The 16,615-nt window shown below is 40.7% G+C and carries 11 protein-coding genes; 6 read left to right on the top strand and 5 right to left on the bottom strand.

Going from position 1 to position 16,615, the window contains the following annotated elements; all coding sequences use genetic code 11:
* The first annotated feature begins 33 nt into the window (after positions 1–33).
* Together V7783_RS10645 and V7783_RS10640 are read left to right on the top strand one after the other, a co-directional pair.
* Positions 34–1,179 (top strand): exo-beta-N-acetylmuramidase NamZ family protein, encoded by a 1,146-nt coding sequence (locus V7783_RS10645; RefSeq protein WP_335678701.1) that lies wholly within the window; start codon positions 34–36, stop codon positions 1,177–1,179.
* Positions 1,180–1,306: 127 nt separating this feature from the next.
* On the top strand, positions 1,307–1,831 hold the full coding sequence (locus tag V7783_RS10640; RefSeq protein ID WP_335678688.1) for a hypothetical protein: 525 nt from the start codon (positions 1,307–1,309) through the stop codon (positions 1,829–1,831).
* Positions 1,832–1,925: 94 nt separating this feature from the next.
* Here V7783_RS10640 and V7783_RS10635 read toward each other — a convergent pair whose 3' ends face one another.
* Both V7783_RS10635 and V7783_RS10630 read right to left on the bottom strand, forming a co-directional pair.
* Positions 1,926–4,949: a carboxypeptidase regulatory-like domain-containing protein gene (locus tag V7783_RS10635; RefSeq protein WP_335678687.1), complete on the bottom strand. Its 3,024-nt coding sequence runs from the start codon at positions 4,947–4,949 to the stop codon at positions 1,926–1,928.
* Between the two features lie 480 nt (positions 4,950–5,429).
* Complete coding sequence (locus V7783_RS10630; RefSeq protein ID WP_335678686.1) at positions 5,430–6,275, bottom strand: MurR/RpiR family transcriptional regulator; 846 nt, start codon at positions 6,273–6,275, stop codon at positions 5,430–5,432.
* 471 nt (positions 6,276–6,746) lie between these two features.
* Between V7783_RS10630 and pbp4b the strand changes: the two genes are divergently transcribed.
* Complete coding sequence (gene pbp4b, locus V7783_RS10625) at positions 6,747–9,191, top strand: penicillin binding protein PBP4B (protein ID WP_335678685.1); 2,445 nt, start codon at positions 6,747–6,749, stop codon at positions 9,189–9,191.
* A 128-nt stretch (positions 9,192–9,319) separates the two neighbouring features.
* A complete protein-coding gene (locus tag V7783_RS10620) occupies positions 9,320–10,696 on the top strand; it encodes a Na+/H+ antiporter NhaC family protein (protein ID WP_335678684.1) in 1,377 nt (458 codons plus the stop codon).
* A 135-nt stretch (positions 10,697–10,831) separates the two neighbouring features.
* On the opposite strand, the gene V7783_RS10615 is transcribed toward V7783_RS10620, so the two are convergent.
* Entirely contained in the window at positions 10,832–11,305 is a 474-nt protein-coding gene (locus tag V7783_RS10615; RefSeq protein ID WP_335678683.1) for a hypothetical protein, read from the bottom strand.
* Positions 11,283–11,744, bottom strand: a complete 462-nt coding sequence (locus tag V7783_RS10610; protein WP_335678682.1) for a carboxymuconolactone decarboxylase family protein — start codon at positions 11,742–11,744, stop codon at positions 11,283–11,285. The genes V7783_RS10615 and V7783_RS10610 overlap by 23 nt, the downstream gene beginning before the upstream one ends.
* 403 nt (positions 11,745–12,147) lie before the next feature.
* Here V7783_RS10610 and V7783_RS10605 point away from each other — a divergent pair, with 403 nt between their 5' ends.
* The gene (locus tag V7783_RS10605; RefSeq protein WP_335678681.1) at positions 12,148–13,737 is read left to right on the top strand and encodes an RICIN domain-containing protein; all 1,590 of its coding nucleotides are present in this window, start codon (positions 12,148–12,150) and stop codon (positions 13,735–13,737) included.
* A 71-nt stretch (positions 13,738–13,808) separates the two neighbouring features.
* Here the strand turns inward: V7783_RS10605 and V7783_RS10600 are convergent, their stop codons facing one another.
* Positions 13,809–14,954, bottom strand: coding sequence for a PQQ-dependent sugar dehydrogenase (locus V7783_RS10600; protein ID WP_335678680.1), 1,146 nt, complete (start codon positions 14,952–14,954; stop codon positions 13,809–13,811).
* A 668-nt stretch (positions 14,955–15,622) separates the two neighbouring features.
* On the opposite strand from V7783_RS10600, the gene V7783_RS10595 reads away from it, so the two are divergent.
* Positions 15,623–16,459, top strand: a complete 837-nt coding sequence (locus tag V7783_RS10595; RefSeq protein ID WP_335678679.1) for a hypothetical protein — start codon at positions 15,623–15,625, stop codon at positions 16,457–16,459.
* The last annotated feature ends 156 nt before the right edge of the window (positions 16,460–16,615 follow it).

The raw sequence follows: 16,615 nt of genomic DNA, 5'->3' as shown, positions 1-16,615 counted from the left end.
TTGATCAGAATATTAGTTATTTTGCAGTGTTTGATGTTGAGCGCCTGTGCTCAGCAGAGCGCTGAAAAGAGTACTTCTGTAGATACTACAATGAGTGTGGGCGCATTACAGTTCCAGCAGTACTTGCCCCAACTTGAGGGCAAACGCGTTGGTTTAGTGGTTAATCAAACCTCACGAGTTGCTGGAACCCACATTGTTGATTTATTACGTGATAAAGGGGTTAATGTAACAAAGATATTTGCCCCTGAGCATGGCTTTCGTGGCGATCATGATGCCGGCGCTCACGTAAAAAGCACGGTTGATGCAAAAACGGGCATTGATGTGGTGTCTATTTACGGCAGTAATAAAAAGCCTGATGCGGCAGTGTTAAGTGAATTAGACGTGATCATTTTTGATATTCAAGATGTTGGCGTACGTTTTTATACTTATATCAGCTCTATGCATTATATGATGGAAGCCGCGGCGCAAAACAACCTTGAATTTATCGTACTTGATAGACCAAACCCAAATATTGCCTACGTTGACGGCCCCGTTTTGGATTTAAAATTTCAGTCTTTTGTGGGCATGCATGAAATTCCTGTGCTGCATGGCATGACGGTGGGCGAGCTGGCTAAAATGATTAAGGGCGAAGGCTGGATAGATCAAGCTCAGGCACTTAGCTTAACGGTTGTGCCAGTAGCTAATTATAGCCGCGATATGACATACAGCTTACCAGTCAAGCCGAGTCCAAACTTACCTAACGATCAATCAATTGCGCTTTATCCGTCATTATGCTTTTTTGAAGCAACGCCAATAACCATTGGTCGTGGCACAGACTTTCCATTTCAAGTAGTCGGCTATTCACCAACGCCGCTAGGGGAATTTAGTTTCACCCCCCGTGCGATTAAAGGTGCATCTATGAACCCAAAATTTAAAGGGGTTGCGGTGCAAGGTTTAGATTTACGTGATAGTGCAATTAAAGGGCTCGATTTAAGCTTATTTATTAGCGCATACAACACCTTAACAGAGCATCAGCAAACGTTTTTTGAACGAGCAGGTTTTATGGATAAGCTCGCCGGCACAGACAAACTGCGTTTAGCGATTGAAGCAGGCCAAACAGAGCAGCAAATCAAACAAAGCTGGCAGCAAGACTTAGCCCGTTTTAAACAGCAACGTGCGCCATATCTGTTATATCAATAAGGTTATTGATAATTCAATGAATTTCAAAACGCAGCTTAGGCTGCGTTTTTTATTGCCTTTAAAAAAAGCTAACTGTATGGTTTAGTTATATAAACCAAAAGCTATATAAACTTAAAGGAATATAACAATGACAAAAATAGCATGGTATAAAAAGCCTGAAATGATCGTTGCTCTGTCTGCATTACTCATAAGTGTTGTGACAACAATAATAGGGCTCTACTCCACTATGATTGATCGATCCTATGCAAGAGCGTCGGTTTGGCCAAGAGTGGAAATTTATAGAAGCCATTCGGTAGAAAAAGGGCACTTTAGCTACGGGGTTATGAATAACGGCACTGGGCCGGCAATTATTAAATATGCCAAAGTTACTTACAAAGATAAACCTGTTAAAAAATGGTCGGACTTTATAGTTGAGACTAGTTTAGTGCAATCCCACATTGGCACACGTATTCTACCAAGCCAAGCTAATGTCAGTGTGGTTAACATAGCGAATAAAGCTTATTTAGCTGATATGCTCGAAATTGATAAGCAGGTTACTATCGAACTTTGCTATTGCTCTATTTATGATGAATGTTGGCTTGCAGATAGAAGTAACCAGTCAAAAGAAATCGCAGAGTGTGAGATCAGTGACGAGCAGCGATTTATTCAGTAATGTACATTTCTTAAATAAAAAAGGCCACAAAAGTGGCCTTACCCTGGAGGGGAATAAGTAAGCATTGATAAAATGCTTACTTATCGCTTTAAGATTAAAACTTAAAGTTTACAGATAGCTGTAAGCTACGTGGGTTGTAGTAGCTGCGTGCTTCAGTAAAGTTTTCATCGGTAACGTATGGGTTATTGTTATACCCTGTTTGACGATTAAATACGTTGAATAGATCAGCGCGGAACTGCATTTCAAAATCACCCGTAAGTTTAAAGTCTTGTGTGTAGTTTAAGTCTAACTGCCAATGACTCGCGCTACGACGGCTACCAGCAGGTTCGCTATAGCGGCTAGTACTACTAGTTGGGTAGCCATAGCGTGTACCATCCCATGCTTCCCATGGTTTACCTGATTGAAATACAAAATAGGCACCAACATTAGCTTGCCATGGCACTGTATAGTAACCGTATACTTTTAATAGATGTGGTTTATCACCAGATAGCGTACCGTACTTATTATCCCATGAGTAGCGGCCGCGGCCATCACCATAGTTTGATGAACCGATAAAGGTATTCGCATCATTGCTTGCAGCAGTGTTATCTTGGTCAAAGTTACCGTAGTAGTGACTCCACACATATGAAGCGTTTACATAGCTGTTTTCACCTAAGTATTCAGCTTCAATACTGGCTTCCCAATATTTAGTTTCGCCGCCATCAACTTCAGCAATTACATAAGATGAACCGCCAATTTCGTCACGAATATCAGCAAGATTATCTACATATAAGCCTTGATCAGCAATATGTTGTGGTACGCCATCAGCTTCAACGCCAGAGTAATCAGTTAAGCGAGCGTCATTAGGCATATCTTCCCAAAAATGGTTGCCTTTACGGTGACGCACGTGAGCACGTAACACTAAGTCACTACCAACGTATTTGGTTGTACCAAGCGTAAATTCAGTAATACGACGTGGGGTTAAATCATCGGCAAAGATTTTACCTGATGAACCTTGACGAGGCTCTGCGTAAATAACATTACCGGCAGCATCGAACTCAACCTCAATTTCAGCTCGAGTGTTACGATCCCACGATGCCGCACGTGAAAGTGAGCTCGCTTCAGGGTTATACATAGAGAAATTAGCAAAGATTGAATCTTCTTCAGAGTACGTCCAAGTTGCACCTAAGCGCGGTTGGATCATGTCAGACCAATCAGTTTGGTACATTTTGTATTTATTACCGGGGGCTGTTTCATAACCTGAAATAGTGCCGGACTTTTCACGTAAGCCTTGGCCATACCAAGTATCACGGCTAACAAGTACGCCGATGTTGTAGGTCCAATCGCCTACCTCAATTGAGTCATTGATCTCAAAGTTGATAGATTCACTTTCTGAGTTGATGGCCGAAACAGCACTGTTTCCGCCAACTAAACTCATTTGTTGTACTTTGGCACGATAAATAACCGGCGCGCTGCTACCTTCTTCTAAACTTTCATCTAAGCCACCCACATACGAGATACTGCCCCAGCCGTTTGATAGGCGCGACAGGACTTCTTTACCTTCTTTCCACTCGGCGCCAATATGCAACGTGTGGTAAGTATCACCCCAATCAAATTCATGATCTAGGTTGATTTCAAGTGAGTCACGGTAGAAGTCGATATTATCGTATTGCGAATAAGCACCAACGCCGCCGCCACCTTTCATTTGGCCGTTTTCAGTATAACCATATTGATTTATAAGCGGCGCAGCACCAGCGTTAAATGCGGCTATTTGTGCTGCGGTGTAATTATCATCAGCATCAAGTGAGCTCGGTACAGCAAAATAGCCCATTTGATCTAAATTTGCTAAATCAAGTTGCCCTGTTAGTGATGGCACTACAGACAGTGGAGTATCAGGTATACCCGCGGTTTCAAGCTCAAATTTACTGTATTGGAATGAAAGCGTAGTCGCTGAGCCTAAAATCCATGAACCATCTAATGTGAAGATATCTTGATCAGATGTATCACCAACAGATACGCTATCGGTTTCATAAGCACCGATTGAGCGTCCTTCAATGACTTTTTCAGATGTACGCTGTGAAATATTTAATAAAATATCGTCAGTAGGTGCCCAGGTTAATTTACCAAAGTATTCATCACGAACACTATTGTAATCTTTTACTTCGCCATAAGCGGTATTTTTATTTTCTTTAGTTTCTTCTGGACGGTAGTACGAAGTATAAAAATATAATGTGTCTTCAATCAGTGGGCCACTTAAGCTGGCAGTTAACCAACTTTTATCTAGCTCATAGCTTTCTTCACCGACAGGTGTTGCAACAAATGTTTTAGGCTGTGATTTGTACTCAACATTGCCATGGAATTCGTCAGTACCTGACTTTGACACTGTGTTGATAGATAAACCACCAGAGCGGTTAAAGCCAACGGCTTTTGCACCACCGCGGTCCATAGTAACAAACTCTACATCGTGTGTTGATGGCTCTGAGGCTAAGTTACCAAACATCGGTAAAGATACATCCACACCATCAAAACCATAGGAGTTATCAACCCCTGAACCACCCGCGGATGGACCAAGCGTCGCGTTTTGCGATAGCTCAACACCAGGAACCAGCTTTAACAGATCACGGTAATCTTGACCAACAGGCACACCTTCAATGGCTTTTTTACCTAGAGAGTTACTCAGTGATGAGTTACCTTGGCGAAAAAGCTTACTGCCTGTCACCGTGATCACTTCAACATTATCTTTTTTGCCGCTCAGCGTGACGTTTACATTTGATGTTTGCTCTAATAAAACATCCACTGTCATGGTTTGTGTAACGCCATTATGATCAGTGAAAGTAAGCTCGTAAGTGCCAGGCTTTAGTTGTGGTAAATCGTAACTACCATCTTCGCGAGTAACCACGGTACGTGCTTTTGGCATTACGTTACTGCTAGCTGTAATAGTAATACCAGCCAGAGATTGATTTGCCTGCTCGGTGGCTACTTTACCTTTGATGCTACCGTTTAAATTTGCAAATGCGGGAGCACTTGCCAGTGAAGCTGCTATAAGTGCGGTGGCTATTGCAGTTTTAGGTACTTTCAAAGCGCGGTGTGTCGCATGCGCTAAAGAGCTAATATTGAAGGTTGGTGCATGTTTTTTCATTGTTTCCCCGTCCTTTTATTATAATTTGTCTATCGCTCCGGACTAATTTCCCACTCTAGAGTCATAAACTTGTTGCCAATATATTAAACAGCTGTTGCAAGTGATGGTCAAGAATATTTTTTTCTATTAATTGGCTTGCATAGAAATAAAATATATAAAAATAACCGGGAATGATGCTCTATATCTAGCTGTTATGCGTAATGCTCCGGGTGTTAGGTCTGTAAAATAGCTTTAAGCTTTTGTTTTATAGTATTAATTTAATTGTTGGTGGTTTGTGGTGTATATGGAGAGGGTACTTTTTGTTGTATAAATTTAATTCGAATCAGGTGTTTTTATAGGAACTAAAAAATTACATTAAAATCTTCATTGTTAAAATAATTTATATTTTTTGAGAAAGGAACAGCGTTTAACAACATGTACAGGATAGGAGTGGAATAAACCAAACAGGTATGAGTCATACCTGTTTGGTTAAACGATGCCTTAGTGGTTTCTGAACTCACCAACCACATCGTTTGAATGTTCTAATAATTTACGTCCTTGGCGGCTCGATTGCGTTAGGGCGATAAATAGAATATCAATAACGAAATCTTGCGCGGTACGGGCAAGAATCGACGATAACCGTACTGACTCTTCTTCTGCCACAGAATACAACCTCACATTGGCTTGATCAGCAACTGGGTTGCTACCAAACTTAGTGACTGAAATCACAGAGCTATCGTTCTTTTTAGCTTGTTTTACTACTTCAGCTATTTCTCTGGTGACACCTGATTCACTGATCGCAATAACTAAATCGCCTTTAGCAAAGGTTGATACATAGGCTAGTTGCGCATGGCCGTCAGGTTCTGCGATCGCAGGCATACCTAATTTTTGTAGTTTATAAGAGAAGTCTTTAGCTACAAGAGCAGAGCCCCCTAAACCACAAATCAAAATTCGCTTGGCTGACTTTAGTAAACTGACTGCTTGTTCGATTGCTGCAGCTTCATTGAGATTTTTTGTTTCAGTTAGCACGGCCAGCTTACTGCTAAGTAGCTTTTCAGCAATTTGCTCTAAAGAGTCAGTTAAAGTGATTTTTCCGTGTAGCTTTGGTTCTGACGTTTCATCATTGAGTGCATCAATAACGGCCAATTTAAAAGCAGGAAAACCTTTGTAACCCAGCTTTTGCGAAAATTTCACAACACTTGACTGGCTTACACCCACCACTTTAGCCAGCTCTACTGATGAGAGGTTACGAATAGCGTTAGCTGAGTTCAAGGTGAAATCTGCTAGTTTGGCTTCGCTGCTCGATAGAGACTGACGTAAGGCTTTAATTTTTACAAATGTAGACATACTACTCGCTTATTTTTATATTTGGCGTATTTATAGCATTAATCGAAATAAATTTGTACTCAATTTGGGTTCAGTGTAACTGTCTTTGCTATACTCTTATGCCTATGCGTACAAAACAAATAAATTATTCGTAATGAACGATATTATGTTTTGGAATATTCTTCAAGAATAATTGGAATAATATAATTATAATTAGCTAAATTTACAACAACCAATACCACTAAGTAATAGATTTGTTTAAAGGTAGTGGATTTGCTGTGTTTCATTCTGAGATAAAATATCCTTTGCTTGACTTTCTTGTGAAATAAATTATTTACAAACCGTTTCACTATGATAATGTTTAGACTACATTTTGTTGCGCATACCCAAATGGCAACACTACGACTATATTTATTTGCTTATGTAATACACTTTTCACTCTAGTGATCCTCTTATCGGTGTTTACGCTCAGCAATCAGTAATGAGAAGGTTATGACGTTTTTATCTTGGTTTAAAAAGCTTAGTATCGCTATTACCACAACGCTGTTGGTCAGTTGTGCTTCGACCCCATATGAATTTACACAATCGGCAAATTATAGCCATCGTGTTAAATTCTTGGTGATGCATTACACCGCTATTGATTATGAAAAATCAATGCGCGTGCTGGTGGAGGACGGTGGCTTGAGCGCTCATTACTTATTACCAGAGTCGAATGATGCCAGCTACCCAGAAGACGAACTTAAAATCATTCAGTTAGTGGATGAACACGACAGAGCATGGCATGCAGGGCGTAGCTATTGGCAAGGCCGAGAGGATTTAAACGATCAATCAATTGGTATTGAAATTGTCAATGTACCAACATGCCATTACCCTGAAGTTAAAGCCGATGTACAGCTGGAAAATGACAGCACCAAATTGTGTATTTTCCCTGATTATGACGCTAAACAAATGGCATTACTGATAGAGCTAAGTAAAGGTATTTTAGAGCGTAATCCTGATATTGGGCCAACTCAGGTTGTTGGTCACTCAGATATAGCGCCGTCGCGTAAGAATGACCCGGGTCCGCGTTTTCCCTGGTATCAATTGTATCAGGCCGGTATTGGTGCATGGTATGAAAGTGACACCGTTGATAAATATTGGCAGCAATTTAGCTTAGTAAAACCGTCAGTTGGTTTAATACAAAAAGCGTTACGTGGTTATGGCTATGATGTGCAAGCGACTAATCAACTTGACCCACAAACACTTGATACGTTAAGTGCGTTTCAAATGCACTTTTTACCTTGGCATGTTAGCGGTAATGCAGATGCGCGCAGTGCCGCGGTATTGTTTGCTTTGATGGAAAAGTACTTTCCTAAAAAAGCCGCAAAGCTAATGCAGCAATACCAACAACAGCAAACTGCACCTGAACCAAAGGAAAAACCGCTTGCGAACGCGCAGGTTGTGCTTGAAATACCCAACCCAAATCCAAGCTCTCGCACCTTAGTGAATGACCGTGGTACGTTTAAAGCTTACAAAGGCCGAGGCCAAATTATTATTGAGAATAGCACTGCAAGCAGTGCTGATATCTTCATTAATGGTGAAAAAATAAATATTGCTCAAATACTTATTGCTAATAAAGTGTATGAATATAACTTATCTAAACGCACCCACAATGGCACAAATACCTTTAAAGTTGAGAATGTGCAACCTAAAGGGGCAAGCTTAACGATTCGTTTCCCGTATCCTACTTTAGCCACTCAGCCAGTTACATCGAATAAATTTAAACAGGTCGATGAGTTAATTAACCAAGAAGTCGCTGAAGGTTTCCCAGGTGCCGTACTGGCGGTAATAAAAGACGGTAAATTGATCAAATTAAGCCACTATGGCGATGCAAAAAAATACCACGCAGATGGCTCATTATTATCCCAGCCGCAGCAGATGAAAAGCGATACGCTATTTGATATTGCCTCAAATTCAAAAATGTTTGCCACTAACTTAGCGCTAATGAAATTAGCCAGTGAAGGTAAAGTTGATGTAGAAAAACCACTCTTTTATTACTTACCTGAATTTAGAGGGGCAGGGCGTGAGCAGCGTTTGGTTAAAGATTTATTGACCCACAGCGCAGGTTACCCAGCAGTGGTTGATTTTCATCGTAAAGACAATAAGTTTGGCGAGCGGTTTTTTTCACAAAACAGTCTACGTACAAAAAACCTACTACTGACAGGCGTACCGTTTGTAGCAGGTCGTAACGTAAAGCACCTATATTCTGATATTGACTATATGTTGCTTGGCGTATTAGTTGAGCGATTAGCTGGGCAACCATTAGATAGTTACGTTGAGGGGCAAATTTACCAGCCGCTTGGTTTAACCCATACACTGTATAACCCGTTGCAAAAAGGCTTTACTAAAAATCAAATTGCCGCCACAGAGCTGCAAGGAAACACCCGCGGTGGACGAATAAATTTTGACAACGTACGTACAGATGTTTTGCAAGGCCAAGTACACGACGAAAAAGCGTTTTATGCGCTAGGTGGTGTGGCAGGTCATGCAGGCTTATTTAGTACCGGGCAAGATTTAAGTGTGCTTGCACAATTGTTATTAAATCGCGGAGGTTATGGCGATAAGCAACTATTTACCCCGCAAGTGCTTGAGCAATTTATTGCACCACAAGCCAGTGATGAAAGCTATGGTTTAGGTTGGCGTCGTGCCGGTCACGGTGCGTTAAAGTGGCATTTTGGCCCTTATGCTAGTGAGCAAGCTTATGGTCATACTGGTTGGACGGGCACGGTAACTGTGATTGATCCTGCCTATGATTTAGCCATTGTTTTACTAACCAATACGCGCCACACACCTATTGAAGGCAGTGAAAAACGCTATGAGTTTGTGGGCAAAAAATTCGAAACCGGAAAATATGGCTCTGTGATTTCACTCGTTTATGAAGCCCTCTTAAACCATTGATGAATATCACTAGTCGAATTAAGTTGAGTTTATTGCGCAACAGATTAAGCTAGTGGGTTTGTTCTAACCTTCATGTGAAGGTAAAATAATTATAACAGCGGCATGGTCGCTACATAAAAGGTTACTGTATGTCTTGGTATTCAATTTTACCGCCGCTAATTGCGATTTTAATCGTATTTTGGCGTAAAGAAGTAATAATGGCGCTACTTGTCGCGGTTGCTTCTTCTGAGTTTTTGTTAGCACTGCAAGGTGATGGCAACACGCTTTTTAATACGTTTATAAATACCATTGAACGGGTAGTGAGTGTTGCAAGCTCACCGGGGAATAGTCGTATCCTCATTTTTAGTATCTTGATTGGTGCATTGCTTGCCTACATCCGTGAGTCTGGTGGTGTTGCCGCGACGGTTAATATGTTGATGAACAAAGGCGTCGCTAAAAGTAAACGCCAAGTGGGTTACTTAACCATGTTCTCCGGTATTGCCGTATTTATTGAATCTAACTTAAGTGTGCTTACCGCAGGTATTTTATCCCGAGGTTTATTTGATAAATTTAAAATGAGCCGAGCTCGGCTAGCTTATATTATCGATAGTACCAGTGCGCCAGTGTGTATATTAATATTACTCAATGGCTGGGGTGCGTACGTACTTGGCTTATTAGGTAACTATGAAATGTCAGAATCGGCAGTGTCGGTGTTATGGGGCAGTATCGGTTATAATTTCTACGCCATCATCACTTTACTCATTGTGTTTTATACCATCTCATTCGATAAGGTTCATGGCCCACTTAAAAAAGCAGAAGAACAACTAGAACACCAAAAAACCGAGTTACAAGAAGAAGTAAAAGGCACCAAAGCACGTTATATGTTAGTGCCGCTGATTACTCTAATTGGCAGCATGGTCGGTTTTATGTATTGGTCGGGCGATGGTGATATTGCCAGCGGCAGCGGCTCTAAGTCAGTACTGTACGCCACTATTTTAGCCTGTGTTGTCGCCTACTTTTTAATGGTAACCTCACGTGAATTTACGCATCATAAACTAGTTGATATTGGCTTTAAAGGTATGGGCGAGCTGCTCCCTTTAGTTGCCATTGTTTTGCTATCGCTTACTTTAGGTGCAAGCTTAAAAGACTTAGGCACGGGTACATTTGTTGCAGGCTTAGTGGGTGATTACTTACCTATCTACCTAGTGGTTCCGGTATTGTTTGTAACTGGCGCGGTGATTTCTTTTACCACAGGTACTTCGTGGGGCACGTTTGCCATACTTATTCCAATTGGTGTGCCACTTATTCAAGCGCTCGGCCTACCACCATCATTAGTGATTGCAGCTATTTTAGGTGGCGGCGTATTTGGCGATCATTGCTCGCCAATATCCGACACCAGTGCGGTGTCGGCAATTGCCTCAGGCTGTGACTTACTTACTCACGTTAAAACGCAAATGCCGTATGCATTATTCGCTGGTGGCTTAACGTTTGTAGCTTACCTCATTACAAGCATTATTGTTTTATAGAGAGTTAACGAGAGTAAAGTTAGCGAGAAAGCCTGCAAATTTGCAGGCTTTTTTGTTTTTAGATCAGCATTTATTGCTGAATTAACTTTTTATATTTGGCTGGGGTTATTTGTAAAATAGCGTTGAACTCGTTGTTTAGGTGAGATTGATTATCTTATCGATCAGTTTTTGTGTGTGCTCAATCGCCTGGTGGTAAATTTTTGGTGCATTAAGATGCGCCGATAATAAAGCTATAAACGAATCTAAATTATCATGTAGATCAAACGCTTGTGAAATACCCGTTAAAGTGGCTGGGGCAACAAAGGAATGATTAATCTTTTCTAAGTGAGCAAGCCCTGCGGGCCTCAACCGGATCCCACAAAAAACGGAGCCAGCTGTAAACGTTATTTTTTCTGACTGTGTTGATATGGTTTGCATTAAGTAAGGTGAATTTAATGGTTTGCCAGCTAAGTTAAGCTGCCCAGATACCAAAAATATAACGCCTTTCGCGCCATCACAGGGGAGCCAACTATCCCCTGAAAATTGGGCGCGAGCAAACCAAATTGCTTGTACATAATCAGCGATATCGCCTGTTGGGCTGTAAAGCTCAAGTAATAGTTTGTCGTTCATTAAACTCGGCTATCGGTTTAAACATTTTGACCATACGATTCCAGCTATTTATAGCATTAATTGCTACGGTAAGGGTCACTAAACTTTGTTGATCAAATAACTCGGCAAGAGCAAGATAAAAGTCATCATCAATGCTCTGTGACAAAGTCAACTTCTCGCAATGCGCTAACGCAGCGCGCTCTTTGTCGTTATAAAGCAGCGCGTCTTGCCACGCATTGAGGGCAATAATGCGGTTAATGCTCTCACCATACTCCAGCGCTTGCTTGCTATGCATTGCCAAGCAATATGCACATTGGTTTAATTGGGACGCTCTTAATTTCACCAGCTCCCAAATTGTCAGTCCAAAGCTTGCTTCGACTTTCTGTTTGATCAGTGCTTCTTGATCAATCAAGTAGGTCATTAACTCGGGTTCAACTTTATAGTAATTTGCTCTTTGCATAATCGTTCCTAATAGATAAATAACTGCTACCTAGTTTAGTGACGAATAAATAAAAAGAATTGTAAAAAAGCGACTTTGTGATTTGTTATTAGTGTAGTCGTACTGCGCTAAGTTTTTGTCATACTATTACACAATATAAAAGCGATATAAGTCGCTGATATATTAATTTCACCCTTAAATTAGTGAATATCAATACTAATTTAGTTCTTAAGCTATAAAAAAGCTCACATCCAAACGACTTTAGTTTACGTTAATTTAACAATTAACTTTATTTGTAGTACAAATGATCCTAGTATGAGTGCGCAAACGATAATTATTAACTGTTTGTACCTAAGTGCAGGATTTGCATTTTACACAACACCATTCAAGGAATGGCATAAATTGGAGCAAAAGAATGAGCGTTATGGCAACACTGATACAACGGAAAAAGAGTTTGTTTTTACTTCTGTTATCTACCTGTAGCTTTGCTACATTGGCAGAAAACTGTACAACTATGCCCAGCTCAGGCGGGGTTTACTCTGTAATTAACCGTGGCTCTGGCTTGGCATTAGATGTAAATACGTCTGATACTAGTGGCGCACCGGATGTAATTAGCTATCAATATTGGGGGGGTACAAACCAGAAGTTTGCTTTCACTAAAGGTAGTGATGGTTATTGGACAATTCGTGCACAGCATAATAACCAAGTACTCGATGTACTCAACTCGTCGCAGTCTAACGGCGCAAACATTGTAGTGTATGACGACTGGCAAGGTGACAATCAACGTTGGCAGTTGAAGGCGTCTTCATCAGGTGGTTTTAACATTGTAAATAAACTTACGCAAAAGTCATTAACTGTGGCAGGTTCGCAAAACGGTGCCAATGTGTATCAAAATGATGACGCAGGTGGCAGTTCGCAGCGCTGGTATATCAACCCTGTTTCAGGTAGTTGTGGTAGCAGCAGTGGTGGTGGTCAAACAGCATCTGGTTTAATTGGTTTTGCAGCACAACCAGGCAGTGATGGCCTTGCAACCACCACCGGTGGCGGTAATGTATCGCCAACAGTTGTCACTAGCTGTAGTGCGTTAACAGCCGCATTAAATTCAACATCAACGGCGGTTATTCAAGTGCCGAACAATACAACGATTAACTGCCATACGGCTAATCGCACTGTTGCAGCGTGCCCGCTTGATTGTGGTACATGGGGCGATTACGGTAAAACCTGGTATCGCTTACCGGTTGGCAACCAAAGTTGTAGTGAATTAGGCAGCAGCTCAAATAACACGGTTAACGTTACACGCAATGACTCTCGCCTTCGTGTTCGCTCAAATAAAACTCTTGAGGGGTTAGGGCCAAACTCAAAAATTATCGGCGCAAGCCTAGTGATCAGTAATGACCGTAATATCATTATTCGTAACATTTTACTTGAAGATATAAACCCTGCGTTAGTTGAAGCCGGTGATGCTATTTCTGTTGATGACAGTAGCCATATTTGGATTGATCACATGGCATTTAATAAAATCAGTGATGGTTATATTGATATTGGTAACAGTCAAAATGTTACTTTAAGCTGGAATCGTTTTTATGGCTATAACCCACAAGTATGCGCTAATCAGCATTGGTATACGCATTTATTCCAAAACTCACAAGTGACAGCACACCACAACTTTTGGGATACCGCAGCAGGGCGTAATCCAAAAATAGATGGTTATAATTCACGCGTGCACATGTTTAATAACTATTGGAAAAACATTACTTATTTTGCAATAAGTGCAGGTAATGGCGCTGAAGTATTAGTTGAAAATAACTATTTTGAAAACAGCGCAAAACCACATTGGAATCAAGGCTCAGGTTACTTTAGCGCCTCAGGTAATGTTTATACGGGCGTGTCAGCAACTGATCAGTATCGCGATAGCGGAGCAAACATCTTTAACGATATCCAGTTATACCCATACAGTTTAGACAATGCCAATAGCTTAGGCAGCCAAGTTGATGGCGGTACAGGGCCGCAGTAATACGCCCAAACCACCTTAAAATGCAAAAAGCCCTCAATTAGAGGGCTTCATCACATTGCGTGTATTAATCGTTAGATTTTACTATTGGGTACGATGCGGTAAATTCCCATACCATCAATACCCAGATATAAATCGCCATTAGGGTGGGTTGCAATACTGCGCACGCGGCCAACACCTTCAAATAGCTTGCTGTGACCCGTTACTTTATTACCATCAAGTTCAACTAATACCAAATGCGCAAACTTCATAGCGCCAACAAGTACATGGCCTCGCCATTGCGGGTATTTGCTGCTTGTAACAAACTCCATCCCTGAAGGGGCGATAGACGGCACCCACACCCAATCGGGTTGTTGCATACCTTCGCGGCTTGTTTCATCAGTAATTTTGGTACCAATGTAATTGATGCCATGAGTTACTTCTGGCCAGCCGTAGTTTGCACCCGCTTTAATAATATTGATTTCATCACCACCGCGAGGACCGTGTTCATGACTCCAAATTATGCCCGTTTCTGGGTGCATTGCCATGCCTTGTGGATTCCTGTGGCCGTAAGAGTAAATGCTCTTACGTGCATTTGGCTGGTTTACAAATGGATTTGATTCAGGGATTGAGCCATCGCTATTAATACGGTGAATTTTACCCGCATCGTACTCTAGGCTTTGTGGGTGAACATCACGCGCGCCGCGATCACCAATCGAAAAATATAAGTAACCGTCTTTATCAAATTCAATCCGTGAGCCGTAATGTTTGGTGGTTGTAGTGTTTGGCGCACCATCAAACAACAACTGTGTATCGGTTAGCGTCATGTCTTTTAACTTAGCACGCATGATTGAGGTATTATAACCCTCTTCATCACCTTCATAGCCTGAGTAAGAAAAGTAGATCCAGCCATTGTCTTTAAAGTTAGGATCAAGCTCAATGTCTAATAAGCCGCCTTGACCCTCAGCATGCACTTTAGGCACACCTTTAATAGTTTGCTCTAGCAGTTTGCCATCACGAATAAGTCTAAGTTCGCCAGAGCGGTCAGTCACTAATAAATCTTGCTCGTTAAGCCACGCCATTCCCCAAGGAATTTGGATACCTTTGGCGATTAATTCAAGCTGATACTTATCAGCACTTTTAGCGACAGGAATTTCTTGCTCAGTTTGCTGCGCACAGGCTTGTAAGCTGGTTAAATTAATAAGACTGATGATTAAGCTGCTACAAAAGGACTTTTTCATGGTGACTCCAATTTATTAAACACGATGTATTTAGAGTAGCGTGTTCAAGGTTAAATTGTTATGAACATTTACTAAAGTGCGACTATTAGTAGAAAAAGTGGGATAAAAGTCGAGTTATTGCTGTTTTAAGTTTCGTCGTAGGAGATAGCTTAAGCTACGAATAAAAAATGATGGCTTCGTGCGGCGGGCGACGAGCTACGGCACAATCTTGCTAACTCTTGTCGGGATAAATCCTGGACCTACATTAGAAACCTTATTCAAGGTTTTGTCGCACTGGCGACGGCAGCCAAAGAGGGGCTGCCGCTGGCCCCTCTCTGGACTCTCCCAGCGCCACCCGAGCATCACGCTATATCCTTCAAATAATAATTGATGTGAACGTAAACGGCGAAGATAGGCCATCCATGGCCTAGTTTCGCCTTATCGCGCATCCATGCGCGATATTACTCATCAATTACTTATTTTCAGGGCGTGATGACGGGGAATGGTGTTAAACGTGAGATTTATGTTTGGTCTTGGCAAGATGCAAGACCTGATGCTGCGCTGGAAAAACACAAGACCTGATTCTAAACATGTGACGAAATTAAAAAGAGTTTAAACTATAAGGTATTAATTACAGTCTTCTTTTAAATAATGCTAGCATGTAAAAAATTTAATTATTTAACACGCCCATGAATAGTCAAAAATTAAATAAAGACCCTTATGAAAAACTTTTTTGGGGCACAGTTATAATATCTATTTTCGCTTTTCTTACATTAAGCACTACAGCTATAAGTTCAATAAAATCACATGAAATTTGCTTTTCTTATCAGTGCTTAAATTTCTTTTTTTCAGAAGTGATGTTAGTTCCTTTAACATCCTTAGCTGCTACACTTCCTATTTGTGCTATTTTTCTTACTTTACATAAATCGCAGCAAACTAAAATTCAGATAATTCAATCATCAAATCAAAATAAAACAGCTAATTTTTTCATGCATAGGAGAGAGTTTGCTGAATTATGTAAAAAAATAGAAGAGAAATACCCTGTAACTGTAAATTGGCAGGAAATATACAACAGAATATTCTTTAATAATATCAATGATGAAAAAGTAAATTTGAGTTATGACTCATCTCTATCAGATTATTTTTCTTTGGGCGAAAATTGTTTAAAGCTATTCAACAGACTTTCAGAAATGAATGCTAAGGTTGATACTTCAGATGCAATAGGCTTGCTTCATGAGCTAAATAGGATAGATAGTACTTCAGGTATAAAGCTTCAGCTATCAGGCTCAGTCAACAAGTTGTATCTAAAAGATGAAATGGCAGATATTGGGATTAAGCATTACATGCCGTTGAAATTAGTTAATGGTTCAATAACACAGACTTGGGAGCTTTACTTCGACATCATAAAAGAGCTTGCTTTCTTTGCAGGTGCTACATTCGATTACGAAGAATCTATAAACGCGTTAAGACGCTACAATTATGTACTTTACCAAGAAGGAAGAATCGTTAAAAACGAAGGCGATTAAGTTTTAATAAGTTATTGAGATGAGCTCGGTAGATCCGGCTTTTCTGTTTTAACCTTCGCTTAAAAAAGACTTAACAATCAAGCGGGAATACCTTTTGTTTTTGTCGGTACTGTTTTATTTTACAAAAAAATACATGCTACGTAAGTAAGGAAAAGG

Source organism: Pseudoalteromonas sp. (assembly GCF_036960685.1).
Lineage (GTDB): Bacteria > Pseudomonadota > Gammaproteobacteria > Enterobacterales > Alteromonadaceae > Pseudoalteromonas.
The sequence above is the reverse complement of the archived record's forward strand: the minus strand, read 5'-3'. Positions and strand labels throughout refer to the sequence as shown.